Origin of the sequence: Janthinobacterium sp. PSRC1-1 (assembly GCF_049897525.1) — a bacterium.
Lineage (GTDB): Bacteria > Pseudomonadota > Gammaproteobacteria > Burkholderiales > Burkholderiaceae_D > Janthinobacterium > Janthinobacterium tructae.
This window is the reverse complement of the sequence record NZ_JAFCWK010000002.1, coordinates 223,789-240,811: the sequence shown is the minus strand read 5'-3', so window position 1 is coordinate 240,811 and position 17,023 is coordinate 223,789. Positions and strand designations below refer to the sequence as shown.

At 63.3% G+C, this 17,023-nt stretch carries 19 protein-coding genes; 4 read left to right on the top strand and 15 right to left on the bottom strand.

Annotated elements, in window-relative coordinates; translation table 11 throughout:
* Positions 1 to 25: 25 nt before the first annotated feature.
* Both ACP7DW_RS04680 and ACP7DW_RS04675 read right to left on the bottom strand, forming a co-directional pair.
* Entirely contained in the window at positions 26 to 778 is a 753-nt protein-coding gene (locus ACP7DW_RS04680) for a LytR/AlgR family response regulator transcription factor (protein ID WP_426054105.1), read from the bottom strand.
* Positions 775 to 1,869, bottom strand: coding sequence for a sensor histidine kinase (locus ACP7DW_RS04675; protein WP_426054104.1), 1,095 nt, complete (start codon positions 1,867 to 1,869; stop codon positions 775 to 777). The genes ACP7DW_RS04680 and ACP7DW_RS04675 overlap by 4 nt, the downstream gene beginning before the upstream one ends.
* Before the next feature lie 211 nt (positions 1,870 to 2,080).
* Here ACP7DW_RS04675 and ACP7DW_RS04670 point away from each other — a divergent pair, with 211 nt between their 5' ends.
* The gene (locus ACP7DW_RS04670) at positions 2,081 to 3,064 is read left to right on the top strand and encodes a formylglycine-generating enzyme family protein (RefSeq protein WP_426054103.1); all 984 of its coding nucleotides are present in this window, start codon (positions 2,081 to 2,083) and stop codon (positions 3,062 to 3,064) included.
* 283 nt (positions 3,065 to 3,347) lie between these two features.
* Here ACP7DW_RS04670 and ACP7DW_RS04665 read toward each other — a convergent pair whose 3' ends face one another.
* Entirely contained in the window at positions 3,348 to 3,881 is a 534-nt protein-coding gene (locus tag ACP7DW_RS04665; protein ID WP_426054102.1) for a hypothetical protein, read from the bottom strand.
* Between the two features lie 252 nt (positions 3,882 to 4,133).
* On the bottom strand, positions 4,134 to 6,416 hold the full coding sequence (locus ACP7DW_RS04660; RefSeq protein WP_426054101.1) for a heavy metal translocating P-type ATPase: 2,283 nt from the start codon (positions 6,414 to 6,416) through the stop codon (positions 4,134 to 4,136).
* A 98-nt stretch (positions 6,417 to 6,514) separates the two neighbouring features.
* Here ACP7DW_RS04660 and cadR point away from each other — a divergent pair, with 98 nt between their 5' ends.
* Positions 6,515 to 6,946, top strand: coding sequence for a Cd(II)/Pb(II)-responsive transcriptional regulator (gene cadR / locus ACP7DW_RS04655; RefSeq protein ID WP_426054100.1), 432 nt, complete (start codon positions 6,515 to 6,517; stop codon positions 6,944 to 6,946).
* Positions 6,947 to 6,983: 37 nt separating this feature from the next.
* Complete coding sequence (locus tag ACP7DW_RS04650; RefSeq protein ID WP_426054099.1) at positions 6,984 to 8,027, top strand: hypothetical protein; 1,044 nt, start codon at positions 6,984 to 6,986, stop codon at positions 8,025 to 8,027.
* Here ACP7DW_RS04650 and ACP7DW_RS04645 read toward each other — a convergent pair.
* The 7 genes from ACP7DW_RS04645 to ACP7DW_RS04615 form a co-directional block, all read right to left on the bottom strand.
* The gene (locus tag ACP7DW_RS04645; RefSeq protein WP_426054098.1) at positions 8,024 to 9,574 is read right to left on the bottom strand and encodes a methyl-accepting chemotaxis protein; all 1,551 of its coding nucleotides are present in this window, start codon (positions 9,572 to 9,574) and stop codon (positions 8,024 to 8,026) included. The genes ACP7DW_RS04650 and ACP7DW_RS04645 overlap by 4 nt on opposite strands.
* Before the next feature lie 67 nt (positions 9,575 to 9,641).
* Positions 9,642 to 10,109 carry a cache domain-containing protein gene (locus ACP7DW_RS04640; protein ID WP_426054097.1) on the bottom strand — a complete coding sequence of 156 codons (468 nt, stop codon included), beginning with the start codon at positions 10,107 to 10,109 and terminating at the stop codon, positions 9,642 to 9,644.
* A 228-nt stretch (positions 10,110 to 10,337) separates the two neighbouring features.
* Complete coding sequence (locus ACP7DW_RS04635) at positions 10,338 to 10,778, bottom strand: hypothetical protein (protein WP_426054096.1); 441 nt, start codon at positions 10,776 to 10,778, stop codon at positions 10,338 to 10,340.
* 7 nt (positions 10,779 to 10,785) lie between these two features.
* A complete protein-coding gene (locus ACP7DW_RS04630) occupies positions 10,786 to 11,172 on the bottom strand; it encodes a hypothetical protein (RefSeq protein WP_298402203.1) in 387 nt (128 codons plus the stop codon).
* Positions 11,173 to 11,278: 106 nt separating this feature from the next.
* A complete protein-coding gene (locus ACP7DW_RS04625) occupies positions 11,279 to 11,827 on the bottom strand; it encodes a DUF4142 domain-containing protein (RefSeq protein ID WP_426054095.1) in 549 nt (182 codons plus the stop codon).
* A gap of 112 nt (positions 11,828 to 11,939) precedes the next feature.
* Positions 11,940 to 12,590, bottom strand: a complete 651-nt coding sequence (locus ACP7DW_RS04620) for an SMI1/KNR4 family protein (protein WP_426054094.1) — start codon at positions 12,588 to 12,590, stop codon at positions 11,940 to 11,942.
* Between the two features lie 3 nt (positions 12,591 to 12,593).
* A complete protein-coding gene (locus ACP7DW_RS04615; protein WP_071077380.1) occupies positions 12,594 to 12,986 on the bottom strand; it encodes a MerR family transcriptional regulator in 393 nt (130 codons plus the stop codon).
* 71 nt (positions 12,987 to 13,057) lie between these two features.
* On the opposite strand from ACP7DW_RS04615, the gene ACP7DW_RS04610 reads away from it, so the two are divergent.
* On the top strand, positions 13,058 to 13,852 hold the full coding sequence (locus ACP7DW_RS04610) for an SDR family NAD(P)-dependent oxidoreductase (RefSeq protein ID WP_426054093.1): 795 nt from the start codon (positions 13,058 to 13,060) through the stop codon (positions 13,850 to 13,852).
* A 3-nt stretch (positions 13,853 to 13,855) separates the two neighbouring features.
* On the opposite strand, the gene ACP7DW_RS04605 is transcribed toward ACP7DW_RS04610, so the two are convergent.
* The 4 genes from ACP7DW_RS04605 to ACP7DW_RS04590 form a co-directional block, all read right to left on the bottom strand.
* Positions 13,856 to 15,136: an NRAMP family divalent metal transporter gene (locus ACP7DW_RS04605; protein ID WP_426054092.1), complete on the bottom strand. Its 1,281-nt coding sequence runs from the start codon at positions 15,134 to 15,136 to the stop codon at positions 13,856 to 13,858.
* 168 nt (positions 15,137 to 15,304) lie between these two features.
* Positions 15,305 to 15,475 carry a hypothetical protein gene (locus ACP7DW_RS04600; RefSeq protein ID WP_426054091.1) on the bottom strand — a complete coding sequence of 57 codons (171 nt, stop codon included), beginning with the start codon at positions 15,473 to 15,475 and terminating at the stop codon, positions 15,305 to 15,307.
* A gap of 18 nt (positions 15,476 to 15,493) precedes the next feature.
* Entirely contained in the window at positions 15,494 to 16,504 is a 1,011-nt protein-coding gene (locus ACP7DW_RS04595; protein WP_426054090.1) for an FAD-dependent monooxygenase, read from the bottom strand.
* Positions 16,501 to 17,013 carry a MarR family winged helix-turn-helix transcriptional regulator gene (locus tag ACP7DW_RS04590; RefSeq protein ID WP_426054089.1) on the bottom strand — a complete coding sequence of 171 codons (513 nt, stop codon included), beginning with the start codon at positions 17,011 to 17,013 and terminating at the stop codon, positions 16,501 to 16,503. The genes ACP7DW_RS04595 and ACP7DW_RS04590 overlap by 4 nt, the downstream gene beginning before the upstream one ends.
* Positions 17,014 to 17,023 lie beyond the last annotated feature (10 nt).

Genomic DNA, 17,023 nt, shown 5'->3' with positions numbered 1-17,023 from the left:
ACGGATGGCCAGCAGGAAGGACGCGCTACATGGCCCTGAACAGGTGAACGAAGGCGCGGCTCACGGGCAGCTCGCCCGCATGGCCGCGCACGCGCAGGAACAAACGGCTGGCGTCGTCGCGGCGCGTGCCGTCCAGCCAGGCCAGGTTGATCAGGGTGGAGCGGTGCACTTGCCAGAATTGTTCCGGATCAAGTTGGCTGGCCAGTTCCGTGATGGGCGTGCGTATCAGGAATTCGCCGTCCACGCTGGCGACGACCGTGTACTTGTCGTCAGCATGAAAAAAGCGCACCGTGGCAACGTCAAGGTGGTGCGTGCGCTCGCCCCTGGACGCGAGGATGTAGCGCAGCCGGGGGCGGGCAGGGCCGGGCGCGGCCGTCAGTTGCTGCAGCGCCTGCGCCATGGCTGCACTGGGGGGAGGCAAGGCCGCCACCGACCGCAAGCGCGCCACGGTACGGGCCAGCCGTTCGGTGGTGACGGGTTTCAAGACGTAATCGAGCGCCGCGTGCTCGAAGGCTTGCAGGGCAAACTCGTCGTAGGCCGTGACAAATACCACGCGGGTATGGCCTTCGATGCCTTGCGCTACCTCCAGTCCGGTCAGGCCCGGCATCTGGATGTCGAGAAAGGCAATATCGGGTTCCAGCTCGGCGATGCGGGCGGCGGCCTCGATGCCGTTGCGCGCCATATGGATGATCTGCAAGTCCGGCCACAGGGCCAGCAGCTGGTCGCGCAGGTAGAGCGCCAGGTGCGGTTCGTCGTCCGCGATCAGGGCGCGCATCATGCCGCCGCCTGCACTGCGGGGACGCCGGCGGCGCGCCGGTAGGGCAGCTCCAGCACGGCTTCGACGCCAGGCCCGCGCTCGCGCTCGCGCAGGCTCAGGCTGGCGGCGGCGCCGAACTGGGCCTGCAGGCGCGAGCGCAGGTTGGCCAGCGCCAGGCCGCCGCCCGCACGGCGTGGCTTGCCGGGCGCCGTCAGGCCCACGCCGTCGTCAAGCACGCGGATTTCCAGGCGGCCCGCGTGCACTGCCGCATGCACGACGACGCTGCCGCCATCCAGCCTGGGCGCCAGTCCATGCTGGACGGCGTTTTCGACCAGCGGCTGCAGCATCAGCGTGGGCATGCAGGCCAGGCGCGCTTCCGCGCTGGCGTCGATGCGGAAACGCAGGCGCTCATCCATGCGTATTTGTAACAAAGAAAGATACTGGCTCGCCATGTCGAGTTCCGCGTCCAGCGTGCTGTCGCCCTGGCGCAGCTGGGCCAGGCTGGCGCGCAGGTAACCGGAAAACGTCTCGAGCATGTGTTTCGCGCGCGGTGGGTCGTAGTCCATCAGGCTCTGGATGTTCGCCAGGGTGTTGAACAGCAGGTGCGGCTCGATCTGGCCCTGCAGCAAGCGCAGGCGCGCATCCGTCACCTCGGTTTGCAGCTGCTGCTGGCGCAGGCGCGAACGCCACCAGGCCCAGTTGGCCGCCATCACAAACAGGATGAACACGGCAAACTTGGTCAGCGCCGCAGGCAGGGAGACGAACATGCCCCACACCTTGAAACCCACCAGTATCGGGACGATGGTAAAGCCGATGCTCATGCCGACGATGATGCCGCCCAGGGCCAGCGCGCCCAGCCCCATGCCGGCGCGCAGGTCGCGCACGTTCGACATGCGCTCGACGAGCGGCGCCGGCAGGCAGCGCTCGGCCAGGCGCAGTACGCCGAACAAGGTATGCACGATGCACAGGCAGATGCCGATGTTCGGCAGCAGCGACGCCCACCACCAGTGCGGCCGGTCGACCCGGCCGAAGATGGCGACGATGGCCATCAGGACCAATGCCAGGGCGACACCGATCAGGGAAACGACCAGCAGGCGGGTCAGGGTGGACACATCGTGCCTGGGGCGCAGTTCCCATAGTGAACGCCAGCCCTGTAGCAAAGTCGTTTTTCTGATCATGGGCATAGTGTAGCGGCCCGTTGCCTGATTGACCAGAACATGGCTTGCCATTCATCGGCCCCATTGTCGATTCGTCGCATGCGCCCGGACATCCGCTGGCCAGGCTGTCAATCTGTGTTCTCACCCACCCATCATCAGGAGCCACATGAAGCACAGCATGCTTATCCTTGCCAGCGCCATCTTTTGCAGCGCCCAGGCCGCCGCCGCAGCCATCCTCCCGCCCATGGCCAGCATTCCCGCCGGCGTGTTTATCATGGGTAGCACGGAGCCGCGCATCGGCGACGGCAGCCACAATCCGGCCGAGGGGCCGCCCCACGAAGTGCGCGTGGCCGCATTCCGCCTGGCAAAATACGAGACGACGGTGGCGCAATTCCGGCAATTCGTCGCCGCCACCGGTTATCGGGCGGCCAGCGAATGCTGGGCATTCGACCGCACTGACGGCATCGCGCTCAAGGAATCGGGCTGGGATGCCCCCGCGCATGCGCCAACGGACTATCACCCCGTCATGTGCGTCAGCTGGAACGATGCCCATGCCTACGTGCAATGGCTGGCGCGGGAGACGGGCCGCTCCTTCCGCCTGCCCAGCGAGGCGGAGTGGGAATATGCGGCGCGCGCGGGCAGCAGCACAAAATATGCGTCCGGCGATACTCCTGAGCAATTGTGTACCTACGCCAATATGAAAGACCGGCGTTTCAAGGCCGCAGCATGGCGCGATCACGGCCTCGACATGCTGGTCACCGATTGCGACGATGGCGCCGCGTACACGGCCGTCGTGGGCAGCTACGCGCCCAATGGCTACGGCTTGCACGACATGATGGGCAACGTGGCCGAATGGGTGGCCGATTGCCAGCATCCCGATTACCGGGGCGCGCCTGCCGATGGGTCTGCCTGGACCCAGGGCTGCGAGGTGGAAGGCGATTATTTCATCACGCGGGGCGGCAGCTATTCTGCCTCGCGCCAGGTGCTGCGCAGCGCAGCGCGCGGGCATGGCGGGCGCGGCAATGCCAGCAGCCTGGGCGAAGGCTTCCGCATCGCCGAGGACACGGGCAGCTGCACGGCCAAGGCCTGCACCGAGGGCGACGCCGCCTTTGTCGCGGCGCTGGCAGCGGCGCGGCAAGCACGCGACTGATGGCTGGCTCAGCGCAGCAATGGCCGAGGGAATGACAGCGTGCAATCCTGTGCCGTCTTGCCGGCAATAAAACGGGCGCTGGCCTGTTCAAAGCAGGCGGGCGCCGTCCATAAAATGAAATGCGGGGCGTTGTGCACGGTCGACAGGGCCACCTTTCAGGCCTTGCTCTGCGTCAAGGCCTGCACTTGCGCCTGCGCGCACGCGTATGGCGTTTTCGAGCTTTGAGCTTCAAGTCACAACATAGTACCGATTCAAGGCCCATTTGTTAGCGCAATAGAAAAATTTATGAGTTGGCCCATACTTCGATACGACGAACCACTTCCGGACTTGCGCTTAGGGCGAGTTGTCGACATTTGGTAGTGCCTTCGAACGTTACAAGGTAGACCGGCCACCTTGACAATGCACAAAATGTAATATTTCCGTGCGCCCCCCAGAACCAACCAGAAAAGTAGCCAAATGCGGCAATGCCATTTTTTCTTGTTGACAGTCCAAGTTGATCCAATGAGTTTACTTCACGAGCTTTCGCTGATTCGACTTCGCTGCGGTCTAAAGCTAACGTGTACAGGCTATGTTTTACGACCAACACATCGCGTGAAATCTCAATCACGTGCCGCTTCGCCGCAATGACAAGCATGCCAAATAGGACAGTAGCGATTGCTCCTACAATTCCAAAAGCCAAGAGATTATCCAACTCGGTCTGTCCCGGTTTTGGGGGAGCCCAGTGAATCATGGCGGCTGACAGAGCCAAAGGAAGAAAGATCAGGAGGGCAAGGTACAGAACCTGTTTTGACGAAACAGGAATGTCATCTTTTTCCATAATTGATTCCATTTGATAGTTAGCTATTCTATTGATCCACAGAACCGAGTGCGCCGATGCGTTCAGGCTCTCTGCATGGAGCAGGGCGTGAAAAACATCGGTTCCGCGTGCAGGGAGGTGGCAGCCAGCAGAGTGGCCAGCAGGGTCAGGCGGGGCAGGAGGGTCATCGGCTACCTTGGCGGCGGTGGTGGACAGCCGCCAAAGTAGCGTTTTTTACAGCAATTGTCCAGATGGAAATATTTCTGTGCGGGACTATGCTTGCTTGTTATTGCGTAACAAGCGCAGCCCGTTGGCCACCACCAGCAGGCTGGCGCCCACGTCGGCGAACACGGCCATCCACAGGGTCGCCATGCCGGCCAGGGCCAGGCCAAAGAAAACGGCCTTGATGCCGATGGCAAAGCTGATGTTTTGCACGAGGATGCTGCGCGTGCGCTGGCTCAGGCTGATGAATTCAGGCAACTTGCCCAGTTCATCATCCATCAAGGCCACGTCCGCCGTTTCGATGGCCGTGTCGCTGCCGGCCGCGCCCATGGCAAAGCCGATGTCGGCCTGCGCCAGGGCCGGGGCGTCGTTGACGCCGTCACCGAGCATGGCCACCACGCCGAACTGCTGCTGCAAGGCCTTGATTTCATCAAGTTTATTCTCAGGCAGCAATTCCGCCTTGACCAGGCTGACACCCACCTCTGCCGCGATGCGCTGCGCCGTCAGCAGATTGTCCCCCGTCAGCATCACGGTGGTCACGCCCAAGGCGTTCAATCTGGCGATGGCCGCCGCCGCCGTGGGGCGCAGCACGTCGGCCACGGCGATCACGCCCAGCGCGCCGGCTGGCGTGGCCAGCACCATGGCCGTGTACGCTTGCTGTTCCAGCCGCGCCAGGATGGCTTGCAGCTCCGGCGTCAGGACGTTCAATTCCGCCATCAATCGCGCATTGCCCAGGTAATAGGTCTGGCCATCGATATCGCCTTGCACGCCGCGCCCATGCAGGGCGGCAAACTGGGTCACGGGCAAGTGGCTGCCGGCGGGCGGACCGGCCTTGACGATGGCGGCGGCCAGCGGGTGGGCCGAGTTCGCGTCCAGGCTGGCGGCCAGCAGCAGGATGGCGTCGCGGTTGCTGCCTGCCAATGCCACCACGTCCGTTACGGCCGGTTTGCCCATGGTCAAGGTGCCCGTCTTGTCGACGGCGATGGCCTTGATCCGATACCCCGTTTCCAGGAATTGCCCGCCCTTCACTAAAATGCCGCGGCGCGCGGCCGCCGTCAGGCCGCTGACCACGGTCACAGGCGTGGAAATGACCAGCGCACATGGGCAGGCGATGACCAGCATCACCAGGGCCTTGTAGATCCAGGCCATGAAGGGCTGGCCCAGCAGCAGTGGCGGCAGCACGGCGACCAGAATGGCAAACACGACGACGGCGGGCGTGTAATAGCGCGCAAAATTGTCGACAAAGCGCTGCGTGGGCGCCTGCTTGCCCTGCGTTTCCTCGATCACCTTGACGATCTTCGCCAGCGTGCTGTTGCCGCTGTTGGCCGTCACGGTGACGTCGAGCAAGCCCCGTTCATTGATGGTGCCCGCATACACGACGTCGCCCACGGCCTTGTCCACCGGCATGCTTTCGCCCGTGATCGGCGCCTGGTTGACGGACGACTCGCCGCTTTGCACGATGCCGTCGAGGGCGATGCGCTCGCCCGGTTTCACGCGCATGGTCGCGCCGATGGCCACCGTGGTGACGGATACTTGCTGCCACGCACCGCTGGCGTCGGCGACCGTGGCCGTGTCGGGCGCCAGTTGCATCAGGCTGTGCACGGCGTTGCGCGCACGGTTCAGCGACAAGCCTTCGATCAGTTCGGCGATGGCGAACAGGAAGATGACCATGGCCGCTTCCGGCCACTGGCCGATGGCGATGGCGCCGAAGACTGCCAGGCTCATCAGGAAGTTGATGTTCAGGGTGAAGGTTTTCAGGGCGATCCAGCCCTTTTTCAGCGTTGGCCAGCCGCCCGTGGCGATCGACAGCAGGGCCAGGGCGATGACGAGGGGCGAACTGTCTTCGTGCGTGGTCCACGCCAGCGCCTCGGCACAGGCCGCCGCCAGACCGGAGACGACCAGCAAGCCTTTTTGCAGGCTGCTCAGACTGCCTTCATTCGGGTCGCGCGCGACGACCGCGTCCGCTTCCATGGGAATGGCCTGCATGCCGATACCGTGCAGCGCCGCTTCCACCGTGGCCAGTGAGGGCAAGGTGTGGTGCACGTCGAGCACGCGGTTCATCAGGTTGAAATCGAGGCCCACCACGCCGGCCATCGTGGCCAGCTTGTTGCGGATCAGGCGTTCTTCCGTGGGGCAATCCATGTTGGCGATGCGATATTTGGCCGTGCTCGCGCCGGCGATGGGGGCGCTGGGCAGGGCAGGCGCGGTGTCGCCAGCCGGGGCGGCGTGGCTGTGCGAACAGCAACCGGCATGACTGGGCTTGGCGTCTTGCGCATGGTCATGCTTGTGCTCGTGCTTGTGCTCGTGGGTATGATCGTGGCTATCGTGCGGCATCGCATCGTCCTTCCGGTTTCGTGTATGCTTCCATTAGAAACCCTGTAGCGGCTACAGGGTCAAGCGAAATTTGCAGCTTGGAATGAAAAGGGGATGCCATGCGTATCGGAGAACTGGCCAAACGGACAGATTGTGACGTGGAAACCGTGCGTTACTATGAAAAGGCGGGCTTGCTGCAGGAACCGGGGCGCAACAGCGCCGGCTACCGCGAATACCGCGAAGAACACCAGGAGCGGCTGCAATTCATCCGCCATTGCCGCTCGCTGCAGATCGGTTTGACCGATATCCGCGCCTTGCTGGAATTTAAGAACAACCCGGCCGAAGGCTGCCAGAGCGTCAATGAGCTGCTCGACCACCATATCCTGCGCATTGCCGAGCAAATGGCGAATTTGCAAGCGCTGCAGCAGCAACTGGTGACCCTGCGCCACCAGTGCGACCAGCCGCAGCCGTCGCAAGACTGCGCCATCCTGCAAAACCTGTCCGAGGCCGCAAGCGGCCACGACTGCGCCTGCCATACCGAACTGCATTGACGATTGCTGCACGCTGAAACTGATACCTGGAAGTACTTTGCTGACCTTATCCCTGCTGTCGCCACTGGGCCATGCGGCCGATGCGCCTGCCGCCACCGGCCACTACCTGACCCTGTACGCCGTGCCCGGCGTGCCGCAAGACGATGACCCGTATACATGGAGCACGGCTGGCGGCAAGCCGCTGACAAAAGGCGTGACCAAGGCGGACGGCCGCGCCTACGTCAAGGGGGAGGAGGGCGAAGAAAACTATATTTTGAAAACGGTCAGCATGCGCTGGCAGCTGAAGGTCCCGGCCGAATGCTGGCAGGGTGCGCCTGACGCCTTCCAGCAATGCATGCAACTGGCCAAAACCACGAGCCGCCATGATGAAGAGCAAGATGCGCTCAAGCTGGCGGAGCAGCAAAAAGACGTCAAGATGCAGGCCAAAATCGCCGCCTATGCCGTGGCGGCCCGCGCCAACGACGATGCGCTGGCCTGGCTGGGGCGCTTGCCTTCGAGCTGGACCCTGGAAAGCTATGGCACGCGCCTGCTGCGCATCGGCGACAAGATTGCCGCGCAGATGAGCGCTGCGCTCAAGGATGGCGGGCCAGATGCGCGCCAGTTCGTCTGCCGCGCACCCGACTACTACGGCGCCGTGCCGGACCAGGCCGCTGTTAATGCGTGGATAGGCGCGCCACGCGCCGTGCGCAAGGTGCGCTCAGGTCCCGCCTGGGATGCGCTGGTGGCGGCTGGCGCAAAGGGCAACTGGATGGCCCGATTGGAACTGTATTACACCTTGTCCAGCGTGAATGTCAGCGAATTGAGCCTGCTGGAACAGTACCGCATCGTGCAGTTGATGGAATGGCTGCACAAGAAACAGGTTGGCGGCCTGTACAGCTACTTCAGCGCCGGCATGCCGGCCGCGCCGGGCAATTCACGCAGCGTGCAGGATCAGGCCTCGCTGTATGCGGCCATGCTGGGCAGTTACGACGATCAGAACAGCAGGGGCAGGGTCTTGCAGGCGGACCCTGACCCGGCACTGGCCGAGGCGGGCAATAGCATGCTGGCCTGCGCCAAGGCCGCGTTGCCGCAACGTCACTAACGCGGCAGCAATGGCGGGCCGCCATCGCCCAGGCGGAAGGCGTCGACCACGCGCAATAAATCATGCGCCTGGTCTTGCATGCTTTGCGCGGCGGCGGCCGATTGCTCGACCAGGGCGGCATTGCGCTGGGTCAATTCATCCATTTCCGTGATGGCATTGTTGACTTCCTCGATGCCCTTGCTCTGGCGCTGGCTGGCCGCCGTGATGTCGTTCATGATTTCCGTCACTTGCTTGACGGAGGCGACAATATCGCCCATGGTGCGCCCGGCGCTGTCGGCCAGCTCGCTGCCGGTTTCTATGCGGGCCACGGAATCCTCGATCAGCTGCTTGATTTCGCGCGCCGCCGTGGCCGAACGCTGCGCCAGGCCCCGCACTTCCGTGGCGACGACGGCAAAGCCGCGTCCCTGTTCGCCCGCGCGCGCCGCTTCCACGGCCGCGTTCAAGGCGAGGATATTGGTCTGGAAGGCAATGCCGTCGATGACGGCGATGATATCGACGATGCGCCCGGAACTGGCCTTGATCGAGCCCATCGTTTCGACCACCTGGCCCACCACACGGCCGCCTTCCAGCGCCACGTTCGAGGTCGACAGCACCATCTGGTTGGCCTGGTGCGCATGGCTGGCGTTTTCGCGCACGGTATCGGTCAAGGCATGCATGGACGTTGCCGTTTCCTGCAAGGAATGGGCTTGCGATTCCGTGCGCGACGACAGGTCCGCATTGCCGAGCGCGATTTCACTCGCTTCCACCGTGATGGTGGAGCCGGCCTGGCGTATCTCGCCCAATAAGGTATTCCAGTTTTTCACCACGGTGGCCAGCGCCCGCGACAGCTTGCCCACCTCGTCGTCGCCACGGGCATCGATGCGCATGGTCAGGTCGCCTGCGGCCAGGCTTTCGGCGGCGCGGCACGCTTCGTCGATGGGACGCACGACGGAGCGCGCCACCCAGGTGGCGATCAGGGCCAGCAAGGCAAAGCCGAGGGCCATGGTGCCCAGCGACAGCCAGCCGGCGCGCTGGCCCGCATTTTTTGTTTCCTGCAAGGCGTCAGCGGTGCGAAGGTCAAGGTTGAGCAATACCTGGCGCAGCTGTCCGCGCACTTGCTGGTAGTGTCCGGCCGCATTTTGCATCGCCGCCACGCCCGTATTCGGGTCCATCGAGGCCAGGTCCAGCGCCTGCGCGACGCTGGCCCGGTAGCGTTCGACGCCGGGCAAGGCCTGGGCCGCTTCCTTGGCGGCGCCCGAGAATTTCTTGAGTTCCGTCAAACCTTGCGCGATGGCGTTCAGCTGGCCATCCGTTTGCGCGCCGAATTGCTTGAACTGCTCGTCCGTCAGGCTGGCGGCGATGGCAATCTTCGCATACACGTCGGCATGCACCTGCCCCAGGGCAATAGCTTGCTGGTTGGCAAGCCGCTCGGCTGTCAGAGTGACATCTTTCAGCTCGCGCATGCGCTGCTCGTTCTGCTGCATGGCGAAGTAGGACATGGCCCCCATGGCCAGCAGGCAAGCCAGCGCGACCACCGGGACGATCAACATCTTCTGTGCGATTTTCATTGGGGCCCATGTCGTTGAGAAGTTCGTTGAGAGATCGGCGTACCATCCCGGCGCCGGCGGCGGCCGGCTACAGGTAGATGCCGCCGCAGACGACGGTTTCTGCCAGCTTTTCGCAGTACATCACCTTCGGCTCGATCTTCTTGGTTTCCGGATTCGTGAATTTGTATTCCTGCCAGAACGTGCCCTTGCTCTTGGCCAAATCGACGCGCTCCTTGACGAAGGCCTTGCCGTCGATATCCTTCAATTCGATCAAGTTCTTGCCCACCATTTTCGGGTTGGCGCCATGCGCGACGACCGTGCCGTCGAGCTTGTAGACGACCAGGTACAGGTCGTGCAGGATGAATTGCGGCGACTTGGCCGTGATCTCGCCATACGCCTTGGCGTCGCCGGCGCTCTTGATATAGGACACGCCTTTCTTGACCATGGCTTCGGCGTCGGCGCGCGTGGCGCCGCCTTCGGCCGCGCTGGCGACACTTGGCAGGGTGGCGGCGACAAGCATGACAGACAGGCAGACGGCAGGGGCAAACTTGGGCATGAGAATCTCCTTCACAGTGCAGCAGGGGAAAGCCGGCCGGGAACCGGCGCGGTGGGGGAAGTGCTGTTGATTCATAGTAGCGCGATGCCAGGACACATGCGCTGGTGCAACAAATATTTTTTCAGACGGGCGTTTTTGCAACGCCGCTTGCAAATTGCAAAAATGCCGTATTCAGAGGGGAAACGGTGTCACACACTATCGACACGATAGTGTGGCATCCGCACCGCGCTACCAGCCGGATGGGTCTTCCGCCGCCGCGCGCGCCAGGTCATCGCCCCAGTCTTGCTGCACCAGGCGGTAGATATCGGCAAAGAAGGCGCGCGGGTCGGCCATGTCATCCCACAAGGCAGGCAGGGCGTGCGTGCTGTCGGGGTCATGTTCGAGGATGGCCTGGAAATCGTAGGCGGGGTCGTGCAGCGCCTGCGCCAGCACGGCGACCAGCGCATGGCGGTGGCGGTAGCTGAGTTCCTTGTATTGCGACGTGATGTCGCGCCGTATCAGCGCCGCGCGCTGGAGCGGATCGTTCATGTCCCAGGCGTCCAGTTCCACGCCCAGGGTTTCTTCGCGGTCATATACATCGAAGGGGCCAAGGAAATGGTACAGCGTGGGTTCATACGGCACGTCCACCCAGGGGCCGCGCAGGCCTGTTGGCTTAGTTTTCGGCATCATGGCTGGATTACGCGCATTCGGGCAAGGTCCAGCCTTCGTAGCCCATGTCCGTCGGATAGATGGCGCGCGTCTGGTTCTGGCCCCAGCGGGCATGATCGAGGATGCCGTCTTCATGCATGTCCAGCACCCATTCCGTGCTTTCCAGCAAGGAGCCATCCTTATGGTAGACGCGGAAGAAGGTGGAAGTGCTGAGCGCGCGCACGACGTTGTGCGGCACGCCATTGCCGTAGTGCGGCACATAGGTCTTGATCACGCACGTGCGCTGGTCGTTCCATTGCTGCGCGTACACAGTGGCGTTGCGGGCGGCCGCCACCTTGATGAACAGCCAGCCAGCGAGCAGGATGAGGAACAGGATGGCGGCGGCGATCAGGCCGGTTTTCTTGAGTAGATGCATAGGCTGGTCATGGCGGAGCCAGAAACTGAGTTGCCGCATTGTATGTCAATAGCGGAAATGCTTGCCGTACAGCATGTACGGCAAGTATTTACCCCCGTACTGCTGTCTACTTCGCCAATGCCGCCTGCAGCGCCTTGGCCATCTCCAGGTGATGCTGCAGTGCTGGCAAGTTTTTCGTGGCAAAGGCCTTGATGTCGGGATCGCTGGCCTTCTGGCTGGCGTCCATAAACAGTTTCACGGCGTCCTCGTGCGCGTCCACGCCGATGCTGGCCGCATATTCCTTGTCGAAGGGCAGGCCTTCCAGGCGGCTCAGCTTGTCGATCCGCGCCTGGTGCTTCCTGGCGGGCTGGTCGCTGAGCTCGATCTGCTTGCTGCTGGCCAGCTGTTTCAGCTCGTCTGCCAACTGCGTGTGCTGCGTGAGCATGGCCGCGGCGAATTGCTGCACCTCGGGGTTGCTGCTTTTGCTTTGCGCCAGTTTGCTGGCGGCAATTTCCTCGCTGCCCGCGTCGGCGGCCTTGCCGATAAAGCACTTGTCGTTGGCACACGGCGCGGCGGCGATGCTCTTGATGACGATACCGCTCAACAGCGCCACGGCGGCGCCGATGGCCACGCTTTTCAGCGACGGGGTACGGGAACTGGTGGTGGGGATGCTCATGGGATTCCTTTCATATCATGAGTGCATGCGTGGTTTTTTCTGCAAGCTGATGACAATGTTAAGCCTCCAGCCTGCGCACACCCATAGGACAGGCACGATGATCCCCGTAGGACTAGTCCTGTTCGTTAGCGCACAATTCGACTTGTTTCAGCGCAAACAAGGCGGCGATGCCGGCATCGCGGCGCCAGGCGGGCATGCCGATATCGAGCCATTCTTCCATCGCGTCCAGGTGCGATGGCTCCGAGACGCTGTGTTCGAGTTCGTCGAGCACCGTGTCGCGGTCGATATACAGGCTGTCCAGCCAGGCGTCGAAGGAGGGCGCCAGCTCGATGAAGCCGTGGGCGCGCTTGCCCGTCCACTCCGGCAACTCTTGCACATAGGCGAGCACGCGGCCACCGCCTTCTTCCGTCAGGTCCAGGTAGACCATGGAATTGCCGCCATCGCGGGCGAAGGGCAGGATGCGCACCGGCATGTCCGTATGCTGGCGCGCGGCGCGGATCTCGCCCACCAAGGTTTCATCGCAGAAATCGCCCTCGTCGGCACTGAAGAAGGTATTGAACCCCATTTTTTCCACGCCGCCATTGCCGTCCGGCACATCCGTGGTGTAGTCGAACCAGGCGCCGTTGGCCACTTGCAAGAAAGCCAGGAAGGCGGGCGGCAACGGCGCTTCCAGCAAGGTTTCGATGGCGGCGATCTGCTGCGCCGTGGGCGCCGGCTTGCCGCCCTCGAGCGCCAGATGGCGGTATTGCGTGTAATAAGTCATTGATTATCCTTGTAAGTTTCTTGCGACCGCGACGCCATCCTCGCAGCCCGTCTCGACCTTCGCCAGCGCATCGACGAGTCCGGCGCGCAGTACGGCCATCGAGCGGGCCTTGTCGTCGATCTGGGCGATTTTCGTTTCCAGCATGACCCGCTTGGTGGCCGCATCGAGCGCATTTTCCTGCCAGACGGCAATGACTTCGGCGATTTCTTTCAGGGTAAAACCCAGCGCCTTGGCGTGGCCGATCAACTCGATCCGGCGCAAGGCTTGCGCCGAGTACTCTTTATAGTTGTTCGTCATGCCCGGCTTCGGCGCTTCGTCCAGCAGCCCCTGGCGCTCGTAGAAGCGCACCGTGTCCTTGCTGACGCCCGTCAGGCGGGTGATTTCTCCGATGCGCATCGTTTTTCTATTGACCGTGGACTAAAGACCACAGTTTACAGTGAATTTCTCTTCACTACGATTCAATTGCCATGACCGCCATCAACTATACCAAGCAGACCGTGATGATCACGGGCGCCTCGTCCGGCATCGGCCGCGTCTTTGCGGAAACCCTGGCCGCGCGCGGCGCGCATTTGCTGCTGCTGGCCCGCTCCGGCGCCGTGCTCGACAGCCTGGCCAGGGAACTTTCCCAGCGCCACGGCATCCGCGCGCAGGCGCTGGTGGCCGACCTCAGCCTGCCCGGCGCCGCAGCCGACGCCCATGCGCAGGCCTGCGCCTTGGGCATGCCGCCCGACGTGCTGATCAATAACGCAGGGTTCGCCACACATGGCAGGTTCGAGACCATCCCGCTTGCGCGCCAGGCGGCCGAGGTGACCGTCAATTGCACGGCTCTGATGGAGCTGACGCACTGCGCCTTGCCGCACATGCTGGCGCAAGGGCGGGGCGCCATCATCAACGTGGCGTCCACGGCGGCCCTGCAGCCCGATCCGTATATGGCGGTCTACGGCGCCAGCAAGGCGTTCGTGCTGTCGTTTTCGGAAGCGCTGTGGGCGGAAAACCGCAGCCGCGGCGTGCGCGTGCTGGCCCTGTGTCCGGGCGCCACGGAAACGGCCTTCTTTGACGTGGTGGCCGCGCCCGAAGCGGCCGTGGGCCAGCGCATGGATCCTCAAACCGTCGTCGATGAAGCGCTGCTGGCGCTGGACCGTGGCCGCAGCAGCCACGTGGCGGGCCGGCCGAACCGCCTGCTGGCCTGGCTGCCGCGCTTGTTGCCGCGCCAGACCGTGCTGGGCATCGTGGAAGGCATGCTCAAGCCGAAGGCGGCGTAGGCATCAGAACGCCATCGTGGCGAACATGGCCAGCACGGCCGTCGCCATGACGAGGGTAGCCAGCCAGCCCAGCGCCTTGAGGCGGCGCGAAATGGTCAAGCTGCCCATGATGGCCGGACGCGACGCCATCAGCATCATCAGGGCCATGATGGGCACGGAAATGACGCCATTGATGACGGCGCTCCAGTACAGGGCCTTGATGGGGTCGAGCGGCGTAAAGCACAGGGCCGCGCCGATCACGGTGGCCGTGACGATGATGCCGTAGAACTTCTTGGCGGCCCTGGGCGCCAGTTCCAGGCTGTTTTTCCAGTGAAAGGCGCCCGCCATGGCGTAGGCGGCCGAGCCGGCCAGCACGGGAATGGCCAGCAAGCCCGTGCCGATGATGCCCAGGCTGAACAGCGCAAAGGCGAACTCGCCCGCGATGGGACGCAGGGCGGAGGCGGCCTGGGCGGACGTGTCGATATGCGTGATGCCTTGCGCGCCCAGGGTCACGGCCGTGGTCAGCATGATGAAAAACGCCACCAGATTGGAAAAGCCCATGCCGATGGCCGTGTCCATCTTGATGCGCTGGAATTGCCGGGGCGCCTGCTCGGGCGCGCGGCGCAAGGCTTGCGCACCGGCATCGGCCTGCAAGTCTTCCACTTCCTGCGATGCTTGCCAGAAAAATAGATAGGGACTGATGGTGGTGCCGAACACGGCCACGATCATGGTCACCGAGGCGGCCGACCAGGCGAACTGCGGCCAGACGGTGCGCAGCGCCACTTCGCTCCACGGGATATGCACCGTCAGCACCGTAGCCACATAGGCCAGCAAGCCCAGGGTCAGCCATTTCAGGAGGCGCACGTACTGTTGATACGGAATGAACACTTGCAGCAGCAGCGACAGCAGGCCGAAGCCCACGGCGTAAAGGTGCGTGGGGCCGCCGATGATCAGGGTCAAGGCATCGCCCATGGCGGCCACGTCGGCGGCGATATTGATGACATTGGCCAGCAGCAACAAGCCAACGATGGCGTACAGCAAGGAACGGGGATAGTGGCGGCGGATATTCGTCGCCAGCCCGTGGCCGCTGACCCGGCCAATCTTGGCGCTGATGACCTGGATACCGAGCATCAGCGGGAAGGTCAGGCACACCGTCCACAGCATGCCGAAGCCGAACTGGGCGCCCGCCTGCGCATACGTGGCGATGCCGCTGGGGTCGTCGTCGGCCGCGCCCGTGATCAGGCCCGGCCCAAGCTTGCCCAGCCAGGTGTCGGATGCGTCCGCGCGGCCGCTGTCGGTCTGCATGCGTGGCTCCTGTGTGGTGAAGCGAGCAGCGTAGCACAGGAGGGCGGCGTCAAGAAGGGGCGCCGTCGCGGGAAACACGATTCAGTAGCGCGCATCCTTGAACTTGTCGGGGAAGTCCGGACGCGGCAGCAACAATGAGTGTGTGCCAACGCCTGCCGCCCGCCTGCCTCAGGCCATGTTCGCATACTCGGGCAGCGCGATGGCATCGGCCTTGGGCGTCAAGAACCTGGCCAGGATCGTCTTGATAATGGGCACATTTGACATGCGCAACACGGCATGGCCGAGGGCGATCCCGGCGCGCGAGTGCGGCGAGGCCAGGCGCGGCGCGAAGGTGGGCACGCTTTGCGCCTGGTCAACTTAGGGACGCATGATCGCTTCATACGCGGCAAACGCTTGCGCGTGATCGTCATGGCGTCCCAGTTCCCCCGCCAGCACGTAGGCGCCGCACATGCCCAGGCTCGTGCCCATGCCGCTGATGGGCGAGGCGCAATAGGCGGCGTCGCCAACGAGGGCAATCCGTCCCTTCGACCAGCGCGGCATTTTGACCTGGGAAATCTGGTCGAAATACAGGTCGGTGGCGTCCTCCAGGGCCGCCAGGATGCGCGGCGTCTCCCACTTCAGGGCGCCGAATTTCTCCTTCAGCAGGGCTTTTTGCTCGGCAATCGGCAGTTTTTCGTAGGCGCCGGGTGCTTCCTGGAACGATAGCAGGGCGCGGGTGGTGCCCAGGTTATCGGGACGCAGGCACACGCTCAAGCCGCCAGGAGCGTTGAACCAGCGCATCTGGCGTGCATCGCCTGGCGTACGAGGGATGGTGAAATAGGCCGTGTAGAGCTTGAACGAGCGGCGTTGGACTTCGTCCCCGAACACGAGTTTGCGCGTATGCGAACCGACGCCTTCGGCGCCGATGACGAGATCGAACACTTCTTCGCCGCCCTGTTCGAAGCGCACCTTGACGCCTTCGGGCAATTCTTCGAGCGCGGCAATGCTGTCGCCAAAGCGGTAGTCGACCGCGTCGCGGCCATGCTCGATCAACAGCTTGGCCAGTTCCCCCCGCAAAATTTCCAGCTCGGCCACAGGACCGTTGCCGCCAAAAGCCCCGATGCCGAATTCCGCCTGGGTGCGGTCTTGCGCGTCGACAAACCGGAGTCCATCCTCATGCGTGGTCCTGGCGCGGATGGCGCTCTCGAGCCCCATGCGCTGCGCCACCAGCTTGCCCGCGCCGCGCACGTCGATCGTTTGTCCGCCATCGCGAAACTCGGGCGCCCGCTCGACAACGGTGACGTCCATGCCCAGGCGCGACAGCCAGTAAGCCAGGGTCGGGCCGGCGACGCTGGCGCCCGTGATCAGGATTTTTCGTTTGATCGTCATTTGATTTTCTTTTCTGCTGTGATTGGCAAAGTGGTCTGGTAAACAGTAATCACTTGCTTGAGGAAGTGTTCTATCGTCGTCCGTTGGGTGGCGGACAGATTGCTCAACACCGCGTCCAGCCCGTTGAGCATTGGCGCGATATGCCTGTACGTTTGCGCCACCGATGCCTGCACGGGATGCACGAGCACGCGGCGCTTGTCGTCACGCTGGCGTACACGCGTCACGTGGCCGGCGCGTTCCAGGCGATCGATGACGAGCGTTATTCCCGCCGTCGTGACGGAAAGACGCGTGGCAAGCTCATTGGGAGACAAGGGACCATGCGTAATCAACTGCTCCATCAAGGCCAGATCGGTCTGGTTGATGCCCATCGCGGTGCTCAGGTGCAACGCCGTTTCGCGCGTCAGGATCGCGATCTCCTGCAACTGGCGGCCGATGACATCCCCGGCGATATGCATGCCGCGGGGATCTTCGGCCCCGAATGCTTCAGTGTGTGTTTCCTGGTCAAGCATGATTTACCTC